The sequence below is a fragment of the Streptomyces netropsis genome, assembly GCF_014203545.1.
In the GTDB taxonomy this organism is placed as follows: Bacteria; Actinomycetota; Actinomycetes; order Streptomycetales; family Streptomycetaceae; genus Streptomyces; species Streptomyces netropsis.
The window spans coordinates 88897-106257 of record NZ_JACHJG010000014.1; the positions used below are offsets into that span (position 1 = coordinate 88897).

The 17361-nt window shown below is 71.7% G+C and carries 19 protein-coding genes; 5 read left to right on the forward strand and 14 right to left on the reverse strand.

The features are described 5' to 3' along the window. Positions 1 to 78 precede the first annotated feature (78 nt). On the forward strand, positions 79 to 264 hold the full coding sequence (locus FHS38_RS28025) for a hypothetical protein (protein WP_184738205.1): 186 nt from the start codon (positions 79 to 81) through the stop codon (positions 262 to 264). Between the two features lie 55 nt (positions 265 to 319). Here the strand turns inward: FHS38_RS28025 and FHS38_RS28030 are convergent, their stop codons facing one another. From FHS38_RS28030 to FHS38_RS28055, 6 genes are all read right to left on the reverse strand, one after another. Next, positions 320 to 2398, reverse strand: coding sequence for a xanthine dehydrogenase family protein molybdopterin-binding subunit (locus FHS38_RS28030; RefSeq protein ID WP_184738207.1), 2079 nt, complete (start codon positions 2396 to 2398; stop codon positions 320 to 322). Then, positions 2395 to 3411: an FAD binding domain-containing protein gene (locus tag FHS38_RS28035; protein ID WP_184738209.1), complete on the reverse strand. Its 1017-nt coding sequence runs from the start codon at positions 3409 to 3411 to the stop codon at positions 2395 to 2397. The genes FHS38_RS28030 and FHS38_RS28035 overlap by 4 nt, the downstream gene beginning before the upstream one ends. Continuing rightward, complete coding sequence (locus tag FHS38_RS28040) at positions 3408 to 3929, reverse strand: 2Fe-2S iron-sulfur cluster-binding protein (RefSeq protein ID WP_311775297.1); 522 nt, start codon at positions 3927 to 3929, stop codon at positions 3408 to 3410. The genes FHS38_RS28035 and FHS38_RS28040 overlap by 4 nt, the downstream gene beginning before the upstream one ends. Positions 3930 to 4147: 218 nt before the next feature. Next, complete coding sequence (locus tag FHS38_RS28045; protein ID WP_184738214.1) at positions 4148 to 4621, reverse strand: VOC family protein; 474 nt, start codon at positions 4619 to 4621, stop codon at positions 4148 to 4150. A gap of 93 nt (positions 4622 to 4714) precedes the next feature. After that, complete coding sequence (locus FHS38_RS28050; protein WP_184738215.1) at positions 4715 to 5839, reverse strand: L,D-transpeptidase; 1125 nt, start codon at positions 5837 to 5839, stop codon at positions 4715 to 4717. 243 nt (positions 5840 to 6082) lie between these two features. Then, a complete protein-coding gene (locus FHS38_RS28055; protein ID WP_184738217.1) occupies positions 6083 to 6616 on the reverse strand; it encodes a GNAT family N-acetyltransferase in 534 nt (177 codons plus the stop codon). Between the two features lie 465 nt (positions 6617 to 7081). Here FHS38_RS28055 and FHS38_RS28060 point away from each other — a divergent pair, with 465 nt between their 5' ends. Next, complete coding sequence (locus FHS38_RS28060; RefSeq protein ID WP_184738219.1) at positions 7082 to 8017, forward strand: nitroreductase/quinone reductase family protein; 936 nt, start codon at positions 7082 to 7084, stop codon at positions 8015 to 8017. Between the two features lie 54 nt (positions 8018 to 8071). On the opposite strand, the gene FHS38_RS28065 is transcribed toward FHS38_RS28060, so the two are convergent. The 5 genes from FHS38_RS28065 to FHS38_RS28085 form a co-directional block, all read right to left on the reverse strand. After that, the gene (locus tag FHS38_RS28065) at positions 8072 to 9415 is read right to left on the reverse strand and encodes an erythromycin esterase family protein (protein ID WP_184738220.1); all 1344 of its coding nucleotides are present in this window, start codon (positions 9413 to 9415) and stop codon (positions 8072 to 8074) included. Positions 9416 to 9533: 118 nt separating this feature from the next. After that, a complete protein-coding gene (locus tag FHS38_RS28070; protein WP_184738221.1) occupies positions 9534 to 10502 on the reverse strand; it encodes a TIGR03557 family F420-dependent LLM class oxidoreductase in 969 nt (322 codons plus the stop codon). Positions 10503 to 10685: 183 nt separating this feature from the next. Continuing rightward, positions 10686 to 11249: a DUF4142 domain-containing protein gene (locus FHS38_RS28075; protein WP_260420983.1), complete on the reverse strand. Its 564-nt coding sequence runs from the start codon at positions 11247 to 11249 to the stop codon at positions 10686 to 10688. Between the two features lie 250 nt (positions 11250 to 11499). Continuing rightward, positions 11500 to 11757, reverse strand: a complete 258-nt coding sequence (locus FHS38_RS28080; protein ID WP_184738223.1) for a PepSY domain-containing protein — start codon at positions 11755 to 11757, stop codon at positions 11500 to 11502. A gap of 309 nt (positions 11758 to 12066) precedes the next feature. Further along, positions 12067 to 12477: an SRPBCC family protein gene (locus FHS38_RS28085; RefSeq protein ID WP_184738225.1), complete on the reverse strand. Its 411-nt coding sequence runs from the start codon at positions 12475 to 12477 to the stop codon at positions 12067 to 12069. A 290-nt stretch (positions 12478 to 12767) separates the two neighbouring features. Here FHS38_RS28085 and FHS38_RS28090 point away from each other — a divergent pair, with 290 nt between their 5' ends. From FHS38_RS28090 to FHS38_RS28100, 3 genes are all read left to right on the forward strand, one after another. Then, positions 12768 to 13034: an STAS domain-containing protein gene (locus FHS38_RS28090; protein ID WP_260420984.1), complete on the forward strand. Its 267-nt coding sequence runs from the start codon at positions 12768 to 12770 to the stop codon at positions 13032 to 13034. Beyond that, complete coding sequence (locus tag FHS38_RS28095) at positions 13031 to 13963, forward strand: anti-sigma factor RsbA family regulatory protein (protein ID WP_311775291.1); 933 nt, start codon at positions 13031 to 13033, stop codon at positions 13961 to 13963. Before FHS38_RS28090 ends, FHS38_RS28095 begins: the two co-directional genes overlap by 4 nt. A gap of 439 nt (positions 13964 to 14402) precedes the next feature. Next, entirely contained in the window at positions 14403 to 15695 is a 1293-nt protein-coding gene (locus tag FHS38_RS28100; RefSeq protein WP_184738229.1) for an MFS transporter, read from the forward strand. 28 nt (positions 15696 to 15723) lie between these two features. Here FHS38_RS28100 and FHS38_RS28105 read toward each other — a convergent pair whose 3' ends face one another. From FHS38_RS28105 to FHS38_RS34900, 3 genes are all read right to left on the reverse strand, one after another. Continuing rightward, positions 15724 to 16257 carry a ferritin-like domain-containing protein gene (locus tag FHS38_RS28105; RefSeq protein ID WP_184738231.1) on the reverse strand — a complete coding sequence of 178 codons (534 nt, stop codon included), beginning with the start codon at positions 16255 to 16257 and terminating at the stop codon, positions 15724 to 15726. 130 nt (positions 16258 to 16387) lie between these two features. Next, on the reverse strand, positions 16388 to 16933 hold the full coding sequence (locus FHS38_RS28110; RefSeq protein ID WP_184738233.1) for a DUF4232 domain-containing protein: 546 nt from the start codon (positions 16931 to 16933) through the stop codon (positions 16388 to 16390). A gap of 211 nt (positions 16934 to 17144) precedes the next feature. Then, on the reverse strand, positions 17145 to 17361 hold a 217-nt coding region (locus tag FHS38_RS34900), incomplete at its 5' end, for an FG-GAP repeat domain-containing protein (protein ID WP_221495444.1).

A 17361-nucleotide genomic window follows, 5' to 3' on the forward strand; every position in this document is an offset into this window, starting at 1 on the left:
GAAGCCCGGGTACTCGATGGCTCGGCCTTCCTCCGCGGAGGGCCGGGCCCACCGGGCAAGTGCTGATCAGGAGGAACGATGGACCGGGGAAGCAGCAAGCACGGCGCCAAGCGGGACGACGAACTGAAGAAGGAAGTGGAAGGCCTGACCCGCTCCGGGAGGCCGACGCGCGCCCAGGAGTGGCGCGAGGTGGAGACGTCGGCGACCGAGGAGACCGCGGCGGAGGAGGGGACCGCCCCGGGAGAGGGCAAGAGCGGAAGGTGAACGGCCGGCCCTCGGACCCGCGGGCGGGACGTGGGGACGGGCCGAAAGCCGGGCATCAGGCCAGCAGCTTCTCCGGGTGGAGAGGCAGATCGCGGACGCGCACGCCCGTCGCATGGTGCACCGCGTTGGCGATCGCCGCGGCCGTGCCCACGATGCCGATCTCGCCGATGCCCTTGCTGCCCATGGGGTTCAGATGAGGGTCGTGCTCGTCGATCCAGTGCGCCTCGATGTCGCGGATGTCCGCACAGGCAGGCACGTGGTACGACGCGAGGTCGCGCTCGGCGAAGTCACCGAACCGCGTGTCCAGGGTGCTGCTCTCGAGGAGCGCCATCCCCACACCCATCACCATCGCGCCGACGAGTTGGCTGCGCCCGGTACGGGCGTTGAGGATCCGGCCCGTGGCGAAGACGCCCAGGAGACGGCTGACACGGATCTCGCCGGTGTCGGCGTCGACCCGCACCTCGGCGAACTGCGCGCCGAAGGAGGACTTCGCCTGGGGCGGCTCGGACACGATGTCGTCCGAGGTGTCGGCGGTGACGGTCAGACCGCCGGCCGGGACCGTCCCTGCGTGCTCGCCGATCAGATCCCCCAAAGCACGACAGGCCTTGTGCACGGCCCACCCCCAGGAGGCGGTCCCGCAGGAACCCCCGGCGAGCGGGGCGGTGGGCAGGGCGCTGCTGCCGATCTCGACCGCGACCCGGTCCATCGGGACGGCGAGCGCCTCGGCCGCGATCTGCGTCAGCACGGTACGGGCCCCCGTACCGATGTCCGTCGCGTTGACCCGCACGGAAAAGCGGCCGTCGCCGTCGACGCGCGCCTGTGCCGACGAGGCCGACACATAGACGGGGTAGCAGGAGGAGGCCACGCCGGTACCGATGAGGTGGCGGCCCTCCGCGCGCGAGCGGGGGCGCGGGTCCCGCTCGTGCCAGCCGAAGCGCCGCGCGCCCTCCCGCAGACACTCCACCAGGTGCCGGCTGCTGAACGGTTTCCCGCTGTCCGGCTCCGTCGCCGTGTCGTTGCGCACCCGCAGCTCGACCGGGTCCACCCCGGTGGCGCAGGCGAGTTCGTCCATCGCGCACTCCAGTGCGTACATCCCCGAGGCCTCGCCGGGCGCCCGCATCCAGGACGGGCTGGGGACGTCGAGCGCGACGACCCGGTGGGTGGTACGGCTGTGCGGCGAGACGTACATGGTGCGTGAGGGGGTGGCGGCCTGTTCCACGAACTGCCGGACGGTGGAGGTCTGGGTGATGACCTCGTGGGCGAGGGCGCTGATCGTCCCGTCCTCGCCCGCCCCGAGCCGGACCCGCTGGATGACGGGCGGGCGATGACCGACGACGGCCGCGAGCTGCGCCCGGGGCAGCGCGAGCTTGACGGGCACCCCGGTGTGCCGGGCGGCCATCGCGGCCAGGACCACCTGGGGGCGGGGCGTGCCCTTGGAGCCGAAGCCACCGCCCACGTGCTCGGAGACGACGGTGATTCGCTCCTTGTCCGTGCCGAAGAGCGCGGCCAGGGTCTTCTGGACGGTGGTGGCGCCCTGGCTGGAGTCGTACGCGAGGAGGCGGTCGTCCTCCCACCGGGCGGTCGCGGCGTGCGGTTCCATGGGGTGGTTGTGCAGACCGGCCATGGTGTACGTGGCGTCGACGCGCACGGCAGCGCGCTCGTACGCCGTGTCGAAGTCGCCGCGCTCGCGGCTGCCGGGAAAGCCGCCGTTGGCCTCGTCGGGGACGTAGAGGCCCGGGTGGTCGGGGGCCAGCACGGCGTCGTGGTCCTCGGCCGCGTACGTGACCCGCACCGCGGCGGCCATGGCGCGTGCGGCCTCCAGGCTGCGGGCGACCGCCAGCGCGACGTACCAGCCGCGGTGCGGCACGCGGTCGTTCTGCAGGAGGAGCAGGGTGGCGTCGTCCACGTCCTTCAGCCGCGGGGCGTTCTCGTGGGTCAGGACGGCGAGGGCCCCCGGCTCGTCCATCGCCCGGCCCGCGTCGACCGAGACGACCCGCCCGCGGGCGATCGTGGCGGGGACGGGCCAGGCGTAGGCGGTGCCGGGCGGGGTGTGTTCGGCGGCGTAGCGGGCCGCCCCGGTGACCTTCTCGCGCCCTTCGACGCGCACGGGCCCGGGCGTACTCGTGGTGCTCATGAGACGGTCCCCTCGGTGACTGCGGCGGCGCCGCCGAGGCTGGCGAGTCCGCTGAGGACGCGCACGGCCAGATTGCGCGCGAGACGCACCTTGAAGGCGTTGTCGCGCAAGGGCTCCGCGGCCGCCAGCTCGGCGTCGGCGGCGCGGGTGAAGGACTCCTCGGTGGCCCGGGCCCCCCGCAGCGCGCCCTCCGCCGCGCGGGCCCGCCACGGCTTGTGGGCCAGACCGCCGAACGCCAGCCGTACATCCTGGACACTGCCGTCACGCACCTCGAGCGCGGCCGCGACGGAGACGAGGGCGAAGGCGTACGAGGCACGGTCGCGCACCTTGCGGTAGCCGGACCCGCCCGCCGGCGGGGGCGGCAGCTCGACGGCGACGACGAGCTCGGCGGGGCGGATGACGGTGTCCAGATGGGGTTCGTCGCCCGGCAGCCGGTGGAAGTCCGTGAGGTCGACCGTCCGCTCGCCCCCGGGCCCCCGCAGATGGACGACGGCGTCGAGCGCCGCGAGCGCCACGGCCATGTCGGAGGGATGCGTGGCCACGCAGGCCTCGGAATGGCCGAGTACGGCGAGGTCGCGGTGGACGCCGTCGCGGGCGGGGCAGCCGCTGCCGGGTACGCGTTTGTTGCACGGCTTGCCGACGTCCTGGAAGTACAGGCAGCGGGTGCGCTGGAGCAGGTTCCCGCCCGTGGTGGCGGTGTTGCGGATCTGACCCGACGCGCCCGCCAGCACCGCCTGGGACAGCGCCGGGTAGCGGGTGCGTACGGCCGGGTGGGCGGCGAGGTCGCTGTTGCGGACGCCGGAGCCGATCCACAGGCCGCCGCCCGCCGTCTCCCGGATCTCCGCGAGGGGCAGTCTGCTGACGTCCACCAGGAGACCGGGGGACACCACGCCCAGCTTCATCAGGTCGACGAGGTTCGTACCGCCGCCGAGGAACACGCCGTCCGGGTGGTCGGCCAGGGCCGCGATGGCCGCGTCGACGTCGTCGGCGCGCGTGTAGGCGAACCTCCTCACCGCGTCACGTCCTCGATCGCGCCGACGATGTTCGGGTACGCGCCGCACCGGCACAGATTGCCGCTCATCCGCTCGCGGATCTCGTCGGGGGAGAGGGGGACGGGCGGGCCGGGCGGACCGGCCGTCAGGGAGGTGACGTACGAGGGGTGACCCGCCGCCGCCTCGGAGATCGCCCCGACCGCCGAGCAGAGCTGTCCCGGGGTGCAGTAGCCGCACTGGAAGCCGTCGCGGTCGACGAACGCCTGCTGGAGCGGATGCAGTGCGCCGCCTTCGGCCGGGCCCACCAGTTCCGCCAGGCCCTCAACGGTGGTGATCTCCGCGCCGTCGTGGGCGACCGCCGGCAGCAGACAGCTGTTGGTGCGCCGCCCGTCGACCAGTACGGTGCACGCCCCGCACTGCCCGTGATCGCAGCCCTTCTTGGCACCGGTGAGATCCAGGTGCTCGCGCAGGGCGTCGAGCACGGTGGTGCGGTTGTCGAGGGTCAGCCGCCGGGGAACGCCGTTGACCCGGAGGGTCACCGTCGACGTGGTGGTCCGGTCAGGGTCGCCGGACCGTCCCGGACCGGTGGACCGGTCGGGGGCGGGGTGCGTTGCCACGGTGCCTCGCCTTTCGCTGGTGTCCCATCAGCACCGTGACGAGGTCCCCGGTTCCCCGGCGGGTAAACGCACCGGGGAGGGACGACACCCATTCGGCCCGCCTCGCGACGGGCCCGCGGCCGTAGCCCCGTGACCCGGGCTCACGCCTGCTCGGCGGCGGCCAGGAGCGCGGCCACATCCAGCTTCTTCATGCCCAGCATGGCCTTCATCGCGCGCTGCGAGCGTCCCTCGTCCGGATCGGTCAGCAACTCCGTCATGACAGCCGGGACGACCTGCCAGGACAGCCCGTACTTGTCCTTCAGCCAGCCGCACGGGCCCTCCGCACCGCCCTCGGAGAGCTTGGCCCAGTAGTAGTCGACCTCGTCCTGATCGGCGCAGTCGATCTGGAACGAGATCGCCTCGTCGAACGTGAAATCGGGGCCGCCGTTGATCGCGGTGTACGGCTGGCCGTCGAGGACGAACTCGACGGTCAAGACGGTGCCGGCCTCCCGCGGGCCGGCCTCGCCGTAGAAGGTGACGCGCCTGATCCCGGAGTTCGGGAACACCGAGACGTAGAACTCGGCGGCCTCCTTGCCCTCGGTGTCGAACCAGAGGCTGGGGGTGATCCGGGGCATGACACTCTCCTGAGTCGTCGGCGTTGCGGCCCTGTGCCTCCCCCACCGTGGCACCGGACCGAGACCGTCGCTACCGCGTATGCGGGGAGGGGGTCACTTCAGCGCGCTGCGCTGGTGCCACTGCTCCCAGGTCTCCTGCCAGACCTCGAGGCCGTTGCCGACGTCCGTCTTCTTGGTGCTGCTGGTGCCCTTGACCTCGACGGTGGAGCCGATGGACAGGAAGTCGTAGACCTTCTTGGCGTCGCCGGTGGTCATGCCGAAGCAGCCGTGGCTGTTGTTCTCCACGCCGATGGAGTTGTTCCAGGGCGCCGAGTGCAGGAAGGTCCCGGAGGCGGTCAGATGGGTCACCCACTTCGAGTCCAGCATCCACTGCTTGCCGTAGCCGATGGTGGAGGAGTCCATCGTCTCCGCGGCGTTCTTGCTGCGCACCGTGTGGATGCCGCCGCGCGTGGGGTCGGTGGGGGAGCCCGCGGAACCCTTGATGTCGCCGATGGGCTTGCCGTCCTCGTACATGGTCAGGGTGTGGCCGGGGACGTCGATGACGGCCTTGCGGTCGGCGCCTACGGTGAAGCCGAAGTTGTAGTTCCGCGCGAACCAACCGCCCTCACCGGAGTTGATCCCGGACAGCGAGCCGTTCACGGAGACCTTGGTTCCGCTCGGCCAGTAGTCCTTGGGCCGCCAGTCGATCCGGTCCTGGCCCGAGTAGTCCTTGACCCATCCCCAGGAGCCTTCCACCTTGGGCTGGGTGGTGACCTTCAGGGACTTCTCGATCTCGGCCCGCTTGCTCTCGTCCACCGGCTTGTCGAAGAGGATCGACACCGGCATGCCCGTACCGACGGTCTGTCCGTTGCTCGGCGTGTTGGTGAGCTTGTTGACCGCGGGCGCCTGCCGTGTGGTGAAGGTGGCGGTCGAGGACGACTCCTTGCCCTTGCCGTCCTTGCCGCCCTTGGCCTTGGCCCGCACGGTGTACGTGGTCTGGGGGCCGGCCTTGCCGTCCGAGGACCAGGAGGAACCGTCGGCCGCCAGCTGCCCCGTGACCTTGTTGCCCTTGTCGTCCTTGACGTCCACCTCGGTGAGCCGTCCGCCGTCCGCCTTCACCGCTATCGGCGAGCCGAGCGCGACGTCCTTGCCGCCCGCCGGGCTGACGGTGATTTTGGCTTCCGGCCCCGCATCGGAACCGGAGCCACCGGAACCGCCCCCGCAAGCGGTGAGCATCATGGATCCCGTGAGAGCGGAAACCAGCAGAACGGAGCGACGGCTCGATCCGAGGTGCACGTCAGTCGACCTTTCCAGCAACAAGAACAAGGCAGCGGGTCACGGCCTCGGCGACCCACCAGCACGGCGGCAAACGCCGTCCACAGCTCTACAGATGAGCTGCGGGCTTGTGCGGTTGCATGGAGAAAGAAACGTTTGTGCGCCTGATCGGCCGGAGTGTCCGCCTCCGCCGGGCCGACGGCCGGTCTACGCGGTGAATTCCGTCAGATCGATGGAGTGGACGAACAGCGGCACGTCGTACTCGGGATGCGTGATCTCACGCTCCTGCGCCATGCCGAGCTTGCGCAACACGTTCCGAGAGGCGTCGTCGCCCGGCCGGGACAGGCTGATGACGCGGTCGAGCCCACGCTCCTGCAACGCGAACTCCAACGTGGCCTGGGCTGCTTCGGACGCATACCCCTGGCCCCAGAACTGCCGTCCGAGCCGCCAGCTGATCTGGACCTCGTGCTCCAGCTCGGGCAGCGAGAGGGGCACGGACAGACCGACGCACCCGGCCAGTTCACCGGAGGCGAGCAGCTCGACGGCGAACAGACCGAAGCCCTCGTCGTCCCACTCCTCCTCCCACCTCTCGATGTCCTCGGCGGTCTCCTCCAGGTCCCGGACCGAGCCGTCACCGACCCAGCGCATGACCTCCGGGTCGGCGTTGATGTCGGCCATCGGGCCGAGATCGTCCTCGCGCCAGCGGCGGAGCATGAGTCGGGGCGTTCGAATCTCTGTCACGGCGATCATCCTGCCGACAGGAGGCGAACAAAGCCAAACGGGACGCGCCACCGAACGCCGGACCGACCGCACCCCGCGATCCCGCCACCCCGTGGCGAAGCGGGACCACGCGCGTTGACAACCGGGTACCTGATGGCTGTAATGGCGGGGCGCCGCGTGACGCCGACCAAAGAGCAGTGGGCAGGTCGGCAGTCGGGCGAGCGCCGTACCAAGGGACCGAACCATGAGTGCATACTCCGCACCCCGCGCCTGACGTCAGCACGTCCGCGCGTCTTCCCTTGTCCTCCGCGGTGCCCCGCACCGCCCTGTGACGTCATCACACGCCGTTGCCTTCCCGACGGCCGCCCGGGTGTCCGACCGGCGACCGCTCCAGGCGAGGGATCGCGTGCCGCGCGCCTCACGCCATCCACCCTCACCACGGTCCGACCGTGGAACCCGCGTACTTCTCTGGAGATCCGACACCGCATGCCCACCTCCTTCAACCAATCCGTCATCGAGGAGTTCCGAGCCAACGACGGAAAGGTCGGCGGCCCCTTCGAGGGCGGCGACCTGCTCCTGCTCACCACCACCGGCGCGAAGTCGGGAGAGGAGCACACCGTTCCGCTCGGATACCTCCGCGTCGGCGGGCTGCTGCTCGTCATCGGCTCCGCCGCCGGCGCGCCCCGTCACCCCGCCTGGTACCACAACCTGCTCGCCCACCCGCTGGTACGGGTGGAACTCGGCACCGAGACGTTCGAAGCGATCGCGGTGCCCGCCGAAGGCACGCGGCGCGACCGGCTCTTCGAGCAAGTGGCCCGTGTGGAACCGGGATACGCCGACTACCAGAACCGCACCACCCGACTCCTGCCGGTCGTGGCGCTGGAGCGCCCCGGCCTCGAGCCGGGGGAGGGGCCGGGCAAGGTCACGCATCTCGCCGACAAGCTCCTGGAGGTCCACACATGGCTGCGCGCACAGCTGCGCCATGTGGTCGCCGAGGTCGACGCCCACTTCGCCGCGCGGGCGGACCGTACCGGGCCCGGCGACCCCCCGACGCCCGGGCTGGGACTGCAGATCCGGCAGCACTGCCTGGCGTTCTGCCAGTCCCTGGAGTTCCATCACGCGGGCGAGGACGCGCATGTCTTCCCCGCACTCGCGCGTCACCACCCCCACCTGGCGGCCGCGCTCGACCGGCTCCGTGACGAACACCGGACGGTCGCACGCCTCCAGGGCGAGCTGGTCGCCCTGCTGGCCGACATCGGCGGCGCCGACCCCGTGCGCTTCCGCGCCGAGCTGAACCGCATGGCACGCGAACTGACGGCGCACCTCGACTACGAGGAGGAGTCACTGATCCCCGTCCTCGCCGAGATCCCGTTCCCCCCGGCCCCACCGGCGGCCGACGCCGCCGGAACCGCGACCGCCTGACGAATGATCAGGGGCGGCGGCCGGCTGCCGCCCCTGACCGTTCCTCGTGGCCGTTCACGACAGCGGGCGCGCCGCACGGAACGCGTGCAGGTGGATGAGGACGCCGTGCCCCTTGCCGAGGGCGAACGGGCGGTACGGGTCGCCGGGCGGTCCGATGTCCCGGGTGGGGCGGGCCCGGTACGACCAGTCGCGGGCCGCCGGCGGCGCGGTCCGCAGATCCACCAGGAAATCCCGGTATCGCGTCTCGTGGCCCACCCGCTCCAGGAGCTCCTCGCTGCTGCCCGCCCTGGGCGCCCCGAACTCCTCGGTCCGCCACTTCCCGTCGTCGCCCGGCACGGTGGCGGCTCCGCGTCCGAAGGTCGTGCCCACGCTGAGGTAGTGGTCTTCGCCGAGCAGTTCTCGCAGGTACGCACCTTGGGTGACGGGGTAGTGCGTGGGGTCGTAGGTCTCGTACGCGGTGTGCCCGTTGTGGCCGGACAGCAGGATCTTGTGACCGGTGTGCCTGTACCACCAGGCGGTGTTCCGAGCCATCAGTTCGTCGCGATAGCGCATGGCCTCGGGCCAGCTCGCCGAGTCCTTGAGATCGAAGGACAGCAGGGTGGCGGTCTGTTCGATGACCCGCGCGTGCTGCACGGCCCAGTCGTGTGCCGCGCGGTCGGGCCCGGGGCGCAGGCCCTCCAGGGTGCTCACGGCTCGCCGGGCCAGGCCGGCCAGCCGACGGCGTTCGGCCGGGGGCAGCGCGCTGAAGTCGGCCTCGGCGGCATGGGTCCACAACTCGCCGTAGAGCCCGTCGAACCTCGCCCGCAGTGCCGGATGCCGTCGGCCGACGTACCCGAGGACCCGCTCGAACAACATGTCGTCGATGCGCGGGTAGGCCAGGTCGTTCCCCATGAACCGCACCGGGGACTCCGGGTGGCGCACGTTGTGCTCACGCATCCACGTGATCAGGGCCAGATACTCCTGGACGAGCCACGGCCACGCGCCGTTCCCGAACTCCTCCTCCATGATCGCGCGCGGATCGCCGGTGCCGTGCCGCACATACGCGTCGATCCGCAACCCGGCACCCCAACCGGCCTCCAACGCGAAGGTCGTGAACCCCTTCTTCTCGACCAGGTACCGGAAGACCCGGTGCTTGAGGGTGAACAGCTCGTGCGCACCGTGGGCCACTTCACCGAGCCCGACCACCGGCACGTCACCGATCGCCGCGCCCAACGGGCGCAGATCGCCGAGGTCGCCGGACGGCTCGGTCGACCGCAGGGGCCGGGAGGCGCGGGCCAGCGCGGCGACGACCGGTTCGTCGCCCGTCGGGGCGGTCCGGGCTTGCGCCGGCCGCGCGGTGGCGGCGAGGCCCAGGGCGGGCAGCGCGGCGAGCAGCGACCGCCGTGAGACGGGTGACATGCGGGTTCTCCCTACGGGTGGGTCCGGGTGATCGGTCCGGATCCAGTCTTCCCGGGGGCGCGCCGCGTCGGCGATCCGGCCACCACCCGCCTTGCGGTGGGGACAGCCCTACCGCGCCTCAGCTCGGCTCCAGCGCCCGGATCCGATGGTCGAGCTCCCGCTCGTAGAAGTCGATGAACCCGTCCGGGTCCGGGCCGGCGTTCTGCATGACCAGATGGTCGAAACCGGCGTCGACGTACCGCTGCGCGGCCTCGACGTAGCGGGCGGGATCGGGCCCGCAGGCGAACTGCGCGAGGATGTCCTCCTCGCGGACGGTGGCCGTGGCGGCGTCGAAGTTGGCCGGGTCGGGCAGCTCGCTCATCACCTTCCAGCCCGTCACGGCCCAGCGTGAGGTCTCCAGCACCGCCTTGGCGGCGGTGTGTTCGTCGGCCGCCCACGCCATGGGCACCTCGGCATAACAGGGTCCGCTGCCACCGGCCTCGCGGTAGTGCCGGACGAGCTCCGGCTTCGGCTCGGTCGCGAACAGCCCGTCCCCGTGCTCGGCCGCGATCCGGGCCGAGGCCGCCCCGCCGGCTGCCACCGGGATCAGCGGCGGCTCCTCCGGCAGGTCGAAGACCCGCGCGTCCTCCAGCCGCAGGTGCTTGCCTTCGTAGGAGCGGTAACCACCGCGCCACAACGACCGGATGATCTCCAGGGCCTCTCGCAGCATCTCGTGGCGCACCCGGACCGAGCCGGCAAACCCCGGACCGACGACGTGTTCGTTGAGCCGTTCCCCGGACCCGACACCGAGGGTGAAGCGGCCGTCGCAGACCAGGGCGAGCGTGGCGGCGGCCTGAGCGATGATCGCCGGGTGGTAGCGCACCGTCGGGCACGTCACGCCCGTCACCAGACCGATCCGCTCGGTCTTCACCGCGATCGCGCCCAACACCGTCCAGGTGAACGGTGAATGCCCCTGGTTGTCCAGCCAGGGATGGAAATGATCACTCATCTCCACGAAGTCGAACCCGGCCCGTTCGGCCCGCACGGCCTGCCGGATCAGCTCGCCCGGCCCGAAGGACTCCGCCGCCAGCTTGTAGCCGACCTTCATCTGCCTCACTCCTTTGGCTCGTGCGACGTGCTCGTGCGACACGTCCGATGAGCCGCCCGTCGCCCTGACGTGTTCCCCGACCTGCGCGCGGTAGGGGGCCGGGCCGGGCGGCGCCGCTCATGACGGGGCGAGCCCCCGGCCGTCGCTGCTCGCGTCGGCCGGGGCGGGAGGCGCGGGCGGGTTCTAGCTGCCGTTCCCCGCGGCGGCCTTGTGGTCGTTGTGGCTGTCGTGGCAGGTGCCCCCGTGTACGAGGCCGAGGTGCATGACGACGGTGGGCCGGAGCTTCTTCGCCAGGTGCCGGACCTTCTCGTCGTGGCCGTATTTGAGCTCGTGGTCGATCAGGTCCAGGGTCTTCTCGTGCCCGGCGGCCTGCGCCTTGAGCCACGCGGCGTCGTACGCCTTGGTATGGGCCTTCGCCCGCAACGCCGCGAGCTGCTTCTTCTGCTCGTCGGTGGGGGAGCCGGGCAGGGAGGCCCTGAGCTTGTCCGCCAGCTTCTTCACCTCGTCATCCATCTTCATGTGGTCGCGGACCAGGACCTTGGCGACCCGCTTCACACAGGACGTGGTGGCGTTCTTGCCGGCGTCCTTCGCGGTGGCGATCTCGGCCAGATTGTTCCGGTGGGCGGTGCGCAGGAAGGTGTCGTCGGCCGAGCTGGTGCGGGGGGAGGTGGCCAGGGCGGGGCTGATGGCCGCACCGCTCACGGCCAGTACCGCCACGGCCGTGGCCAGCTGGTGTCGCATACGCATGGGTTGCTCCGTTCGTTCTCGGGCTGACGGCCCGCGCGCGACGATGTGTGCCGGGCGGGCCGCCGTGCGGTGCCGGGTCACGCGGCTCGCTGGTACGGCGCCCCGGCGACAACATGCCTGCCACCGAGCCGGGTCAGCGCGCGCAGCATCCCGCGAACGGCCCAGCGGGCGCACCCGGGTGGCTCAGCCGTCGGGTGTCCGGCACCTGTCGATGCTCCCGACGATCGGTCGAACGCCCCGCACGTCGGCCTCAGCCGCGGTCGACGTGCTCGCGCAGGATCCTGCGGTGGGCCGCGTCGACGTCGAACGTGGTCTTGTTCCAGTCGCCGGTCGTCATGACGTCGACGGACCAGATGACCGCGTCGGCGTCCGTTTCGTCGAGTTCGACGGAGGTGACCGTGCCCTTGGTCCGGCCGAGGGCCGTCGCGGCCGCGTCCCGCGGTGACACCTTGGCCTTCCCCGGCAGGTCGGCCAGCTCCTGCTTGTCCCCGTCCGGGTCCGCCTTCACCCGGGACTCGAGGACCTTTCCGGAGACGGCGTCGACACGGACGACGTGGGCGTCGCCGCACCGGCGGACGGCGTCGTTGACGAGGCGTTCCCGTCACCACCCCCGTCACCGCACCCCGCCACCGGTGCGAGCGAGAGGGCGAGCCCGCACAGCGCGCCGACGCCGCGACGGCGTCGTGGACGCGGACCGCCGTGCACGTCGGATCCGGATACGGATGCATCGTCCATGGGCACACGTGTTGCCCCGACCCGCCCCGGTCATGCCCCGTCGCGTCGGGAATCACCCGACGGTGGGCGGCGCGGCGCGGGCTCACCCCCCGTCGACGCGGAGCCGCACCTGCTCCTCCAGCCGCTCCAGGCTCCGCTCCAGCGCGGTGCGCACCGTCTCCTCCCCGGGGTCGTGCCGCTCGTCGAAGAAGGTCAGGTGGACCGTCACCTCGCTCGCGCCCACGCCGACGCCGGTCACCTGGAGCCACCCTGCGTAGCTCGAGCTGTCCCGCGTCCCCCACTCCACCCGCAGCCGGTCCGGAAACGTGCGGAACAACGCGGCCGCGTCCTCGCCGGTGCGGTCCTCGTGCACGGTCACGGCCGGGAGCCCCTGCGCCGCGTGCACATGCAGGTCCGACGGCAGCCAGCTGTCGAGCCGGCTCACCATGCTCGCCTGGTCGAAGACATGCTCAGGCAGCGCGGGCATCGTACGGGAACGCTCGTAATCGCTCATGCCACACCCATCGTCGGTCCGGAACCCTCCCTGACCGGCCTGCCCAGCCGACGGCGCCCGAGGCGCGAAACCACCCGTTCGCTCCGGCCCGGGTCCGTCCTTCGGCCCCCGCAGGATCGCGGCCGGTTTCGCGTCACGACCACCTCCCCCGCGAGGGGATGTAGGCGATACTGGCCACCGCGGCAGAAGCTGGGGGCGAGTCCATGGAGGGGCCACACACGGTGAGGGCGGGCGAAGACGCGCCTCGACACGGCGTTCTCGACATCCGTCCCTGCGCGGACCGGCCAGGAATGTCCGCCTCCGGTGAGATCAGCCTGACGACGCAACCGGAATGGGAGGGTGCGTTGGAACGCCTGCTCTCCCGCGGCGGGGACGCCTATCTGGAACTGTCGGACGTCACGTTCGTCGACGTCGCGGGCACCTCCGCCCTGGCCCTCGCGGCCCAGCGGCTCGGCCGCGCCGGCAGACGGATCGTCGTCCACGAGCCACCGCCGTCGCTGCGTCGTGCGTTGGAGATGTTCTGGTCCGATCTGACGGTGATCGAGGTGACGGGGTGACGGGCGTGACAGTCAGCGGCGAGGCGTTCGTGCACCCGGCCCTTTTCTACCGCGGTGACACCGCATACCTGGCCGCCACCGTGCCCTTCATCCGGGACGGGCTGGCCGCGGGGGAGCCGGTGGCCGTGGCCGTTCCCGAACGGAACCTCGCTCTGCTCCGGGAAGCCCTGGGCGGGCAGGCCGACGCGGTGCGCTTCATCGACATGCAACAGGCCGGGCGCAATCCGGGCCGGATCATCCCGCGCGTCCTGCGCGCGTTCGCCGACGCCCATCAGGGCCGTCGTGTGCGGATCATCGGAGAGCCGATCTGGGCCGGCCGCACCGCGCAGGAGTACCCGGCGTGCGTGCAGCACGAGGCGCTGATCAATTACGCCTTCACGGGGCGCGACGTCACCATCGTGTGCCCCTACGACACCGGCCGGCTGTCCGCCGCCGTGCTGGCCGACGCCGAGGCCACCCATCCCGTCGTCAGGGACGGCGGCCTGGAGCGGCCCAGCGGGGCCTACGCACCCGACCGCGTCATCGCCCGGTACAACGAGCCCCTGCCGCTGCCGCCCGGAGTCTCCACGTTCACCTTCGACGCGAAGAGCCTCCCCGAGGCCCGGCACTTCGCCGCCGGGCTCGCCGCGGGGTTCGGGCTGCCCGACGGCAGGCACAGTGATCTGGAACTGTCGGTGGCGGAGCTGACCACCAACAGCGTGGTGCACGGCGGCGGTGCCGGCACCCTGCGGGTCTGGGCCGAGGGCGACCACCTGGTCTGCGAGGTCGAGGACCGTGGACACATCAGCGCTCCGCTGGCCGGCCGCTGTCCGCCCCCGCCGACCCAGCCCGGTGGCCGGGGTCTGCTCATGGTCCACTACGTCACCGACCTGGTCCGTACCCATACCCGCCCGCAGGGCACCACCACCCGCTTCTACCTCCGGCGCTGACCGGTCAGGACACGAGCACCGTCACACCGTCGGCGCGCAGCGGCCGCGCCGAGACCGCGAACCCGTGACGGGGGCGTGCCGAGAGCGACATCGTCGCGCGTCGTGAGGGGTGTTCCCCCCGTCCTGCCGAACCACGCCTGCCACCGGGAGCCCGACGACGCCGGTCAGCCCATCGTGCCGGGCGCATCTCCATGCTGGTCATCCCGGCAATATCAACGTTCCGTACGACTCGGCAGAGACCCGCCGCACACCGGGCGGCGGCGCGAGCCCCCGAGGCGCCAGCGCCCTGCCGCGCGCGCCGTGCGCACGAGCAGTGCGCCGCGCGCTGGATCATGCACACGGGGTGTCTTTTCCCCTCGTGTCCCCCTCGTGCGTCCCACAAGGTGACCCCCGCAGCAGATTTCCCCAAGGAGATCGACTGCGACCCTACTGTCTGGACATGGGACACACCGCCTCGGGACCGGCACATCCCGCCGGATACCGCGAACTCGTCACCCGTCCCCTGCTGATCTGGGCGGCGGTCATGACCACCGCCCGACTGCCCGTCGCCATAATGCCGCTGGCCTGCGTCTTCCTCGTCCGCGAGGAACCCGGCGGCTACGCACTGGGCGCGTTTCTCGCTGCGGCGTTCACGCTGGGCGAGGTCGTGGGCGGGGCAATCCTCGGGCCACGGCTACGCCCCAAACGCGTCGTCGGCCAGCTGGCCTGCGGGCTGGGCGGCGGAGCCGTCGCCTTCGCCGCGCTCGGCATACTGCGAGGCGCTCATCCGGTGCTCCTGGCGGCGCTCGCCGCTCTCGCGGGCGCCGCACCCGCCGCGAGCCCCGCGGGCCTGCGCACGCTGCTCACCACCCAGGTGCCCGCACAACTGCGCCCCCGCGTCCTGAGCGCCGAGACCATGCTCGCCTACACCACCTCGGCCGTCGGCCCGGCACTCGTCAGCTGGCTGGCCCTGGACTTCGCCTCCTGCGCCCCCCTGTGGGTGGCCGCCCTGCTGGCCTTCACCGCAGCCAAGGCGCTGCGCGCATTGCCGATGCGATGGGAGTCCGACGAGGCGACCCGCACCGGCCCCTCGCTCCTGCGGTGCGTTCTCCCCGCCTGGCCCGCCTATCTCGCGGGCGCGGCCGCACTCATCCTGTTCGCCCTGTCGGAACTGGCGCTGCCCGCGTTGATGGAGGAGTGCGGCGCACCCATCGGCTGGGTGGGTCTCATGCTCACCATGCAATCGGGCTTCGCCGTACTGGGCGCCATGATCTACGGGCTCCGCCGCTGGCCGGGCGACCCCCAGCGGCAAGGGCTCGTCCTGGTGCTCGGCATCGCGGGCTGTGTGGTGTCCGCGGCCCTCGGCCACTGCCTCGCGGCCATCGTGGCCGCGCTGTCGGTCGCCGGCCTGCTGTACGCGGGTGCCCAGGTCACCCGGCACATGGCGGTGCGCGAGAGATTGGAGCCCGCCGCGTTGGCCGCCGGCTACTCGGTGATGGGAGCGATCGCCGCCATCGGCTACGCGCTCGGCGCGACCCTGGCGGGCGCCATGCTCAGCTCCACCACTCCCACGTTCACCCTCCTCACCGGGGTGGCCGTCGCCTGCGTCCTCATCTCCATCGGCGCACTGGGCGACCGCCGCCGCCGCGAACCTCCCGCCCGGGAGTTCGCACCGGACGAGGAAGAGCCGAGAGTGCCACGGCAGGCGTTGGGCGGGTCCCCGGACACCGCGCGGACCCACCACGACCCGTGAGGGAGGGCGTGCGGTGGCCGCGACCGCATCACGTGCCGAGCAGGTCGAGGATGTCGTCGGCGTGCTCCTCTTCCTCCTCGAGGATGGATTCCAGCAGTCGGCGCGTGGTGGGGTCGCGGTCCGCCAGCCAGCGGACGATCTCCTGGTAGCTGGAGATGACGATCCGCTCGGCGAGCAGATTGTGTTCCAGCATCTCCTTCAGTTCGTTCGGCGACGGGGTGGTGTAGTCGGTGTGCGCACGCCGGGCCAGGGTCGCCGGGTCGAAATCGGGCTCGCCACCCAGCTGGGAAACGCGTTCGGCCGCCCTCATGGCGTGCTGCATCTCCTGCGCCGCGTGCTCGGTGAACTCGGCGGCCACCTGGGCCCGGTCGATGCCGGTGGCCGAGATGGCGTGCCGGGTGTAGCGCAGCCAGCACACCATCTCCGTCGCGATGACGTCATTGAGGATGTCGATCACGCGTTCGCTGTCGACGCCGTACGAGTCGGTGACGGGCCCCGCCTCCATCTTCCGTCGTGCGTCCTCGCGGATCCTGGTGACGTCCAGAACGAAGTCGTCGCTCATGCCCGGGCCCTCTCTGCTCGCGTCGCGCCCCGCTTCCGGAGCTCGGGGAAGAAGAAGGTTCCCCCGGAGTGGGGCACAGCCACGCAGGCCGCCCCAAGATGACCGGTTCGCCGCAACGGGGGGGGCGGGGTCAGTCGCGGACGGGGACCTTGTGGGCCACCGCGGTGACGTGGAGTTCACCGTGGTCGACGACGTCGCCGAGCGCGATGGTGCGGTAGGTCGTGGCGCCCGGCGGCGTCACCCGCAGGAAGTCGGCTCGGCGGGCCTCGGTGCCGGAGTGGGTCCAGGCCACGTTGGCCTGCGCCGCCTCGCCGGGACGCAGCCGTACGACCTTGTTGCCGGGGTCGTCCGCGTACCAGGTGTTGCCCCGCACCGTGCGGGTGGGCAGCGGGGCGTGCCGGGCGTTCTCCAACCCCAGCCCCGGATAGCCGCGCAGTGCGCAGAGGCGGTCGGTGGTGTTCCGCAGCTCCAGTGTGCCGCCGGCGTGGTTCATTCCGCCGCCGAGCCGGTCGCGGAAGGAGATCCGCAGGTCGGGGGTGCCGCAAGTGGCGACCGCCTGCGGCGCGGACGCTCCCGCCGGAGCTGCCTGGGCGGCCCCCGCCCCGGCCGTCACGGCGAGCGCCGTGCCGATCGCGGCAGCGGTGGAGACGAGTTGGGCGGTGGTGGGACGTATCACGAGCGTGTCCTTTCCACAGGCGCTGGACATCCGTTGTCCTGGCCCGGCGCGCGCCGGGCCACCTGGCCGCCTACCCGCAGGGGGCGCGGGCGAACACGGGCGGTCGCGCCGACCGCACGGCCCGAGGGACGCCGGGACGGTGTGAGGCCGGTCTGCCCGGCACCCCGGGGCCGAGCAGACCGACGCGGTGTTCGGGGCATGGGCCGGGCACTCAGCCCAGGATGTGCACCTCGGTGCTGTTCGTCCCCGTGCGGCTCTTCTTGACGGCCACGAGGTCGGGACGGCCGTCACGGTTCCAGTCGGCGACGGAGAAGTCGAACGTCCCGTCCGTCTCGTGGAGTGCTGTGCCGGTCTGGAGGGTGAAGCGTTGGAAGTTGCTGGCGCCGGAGAGGATATGGACTTCGGTGCTGTTGGTGCCGGTTCTGTTT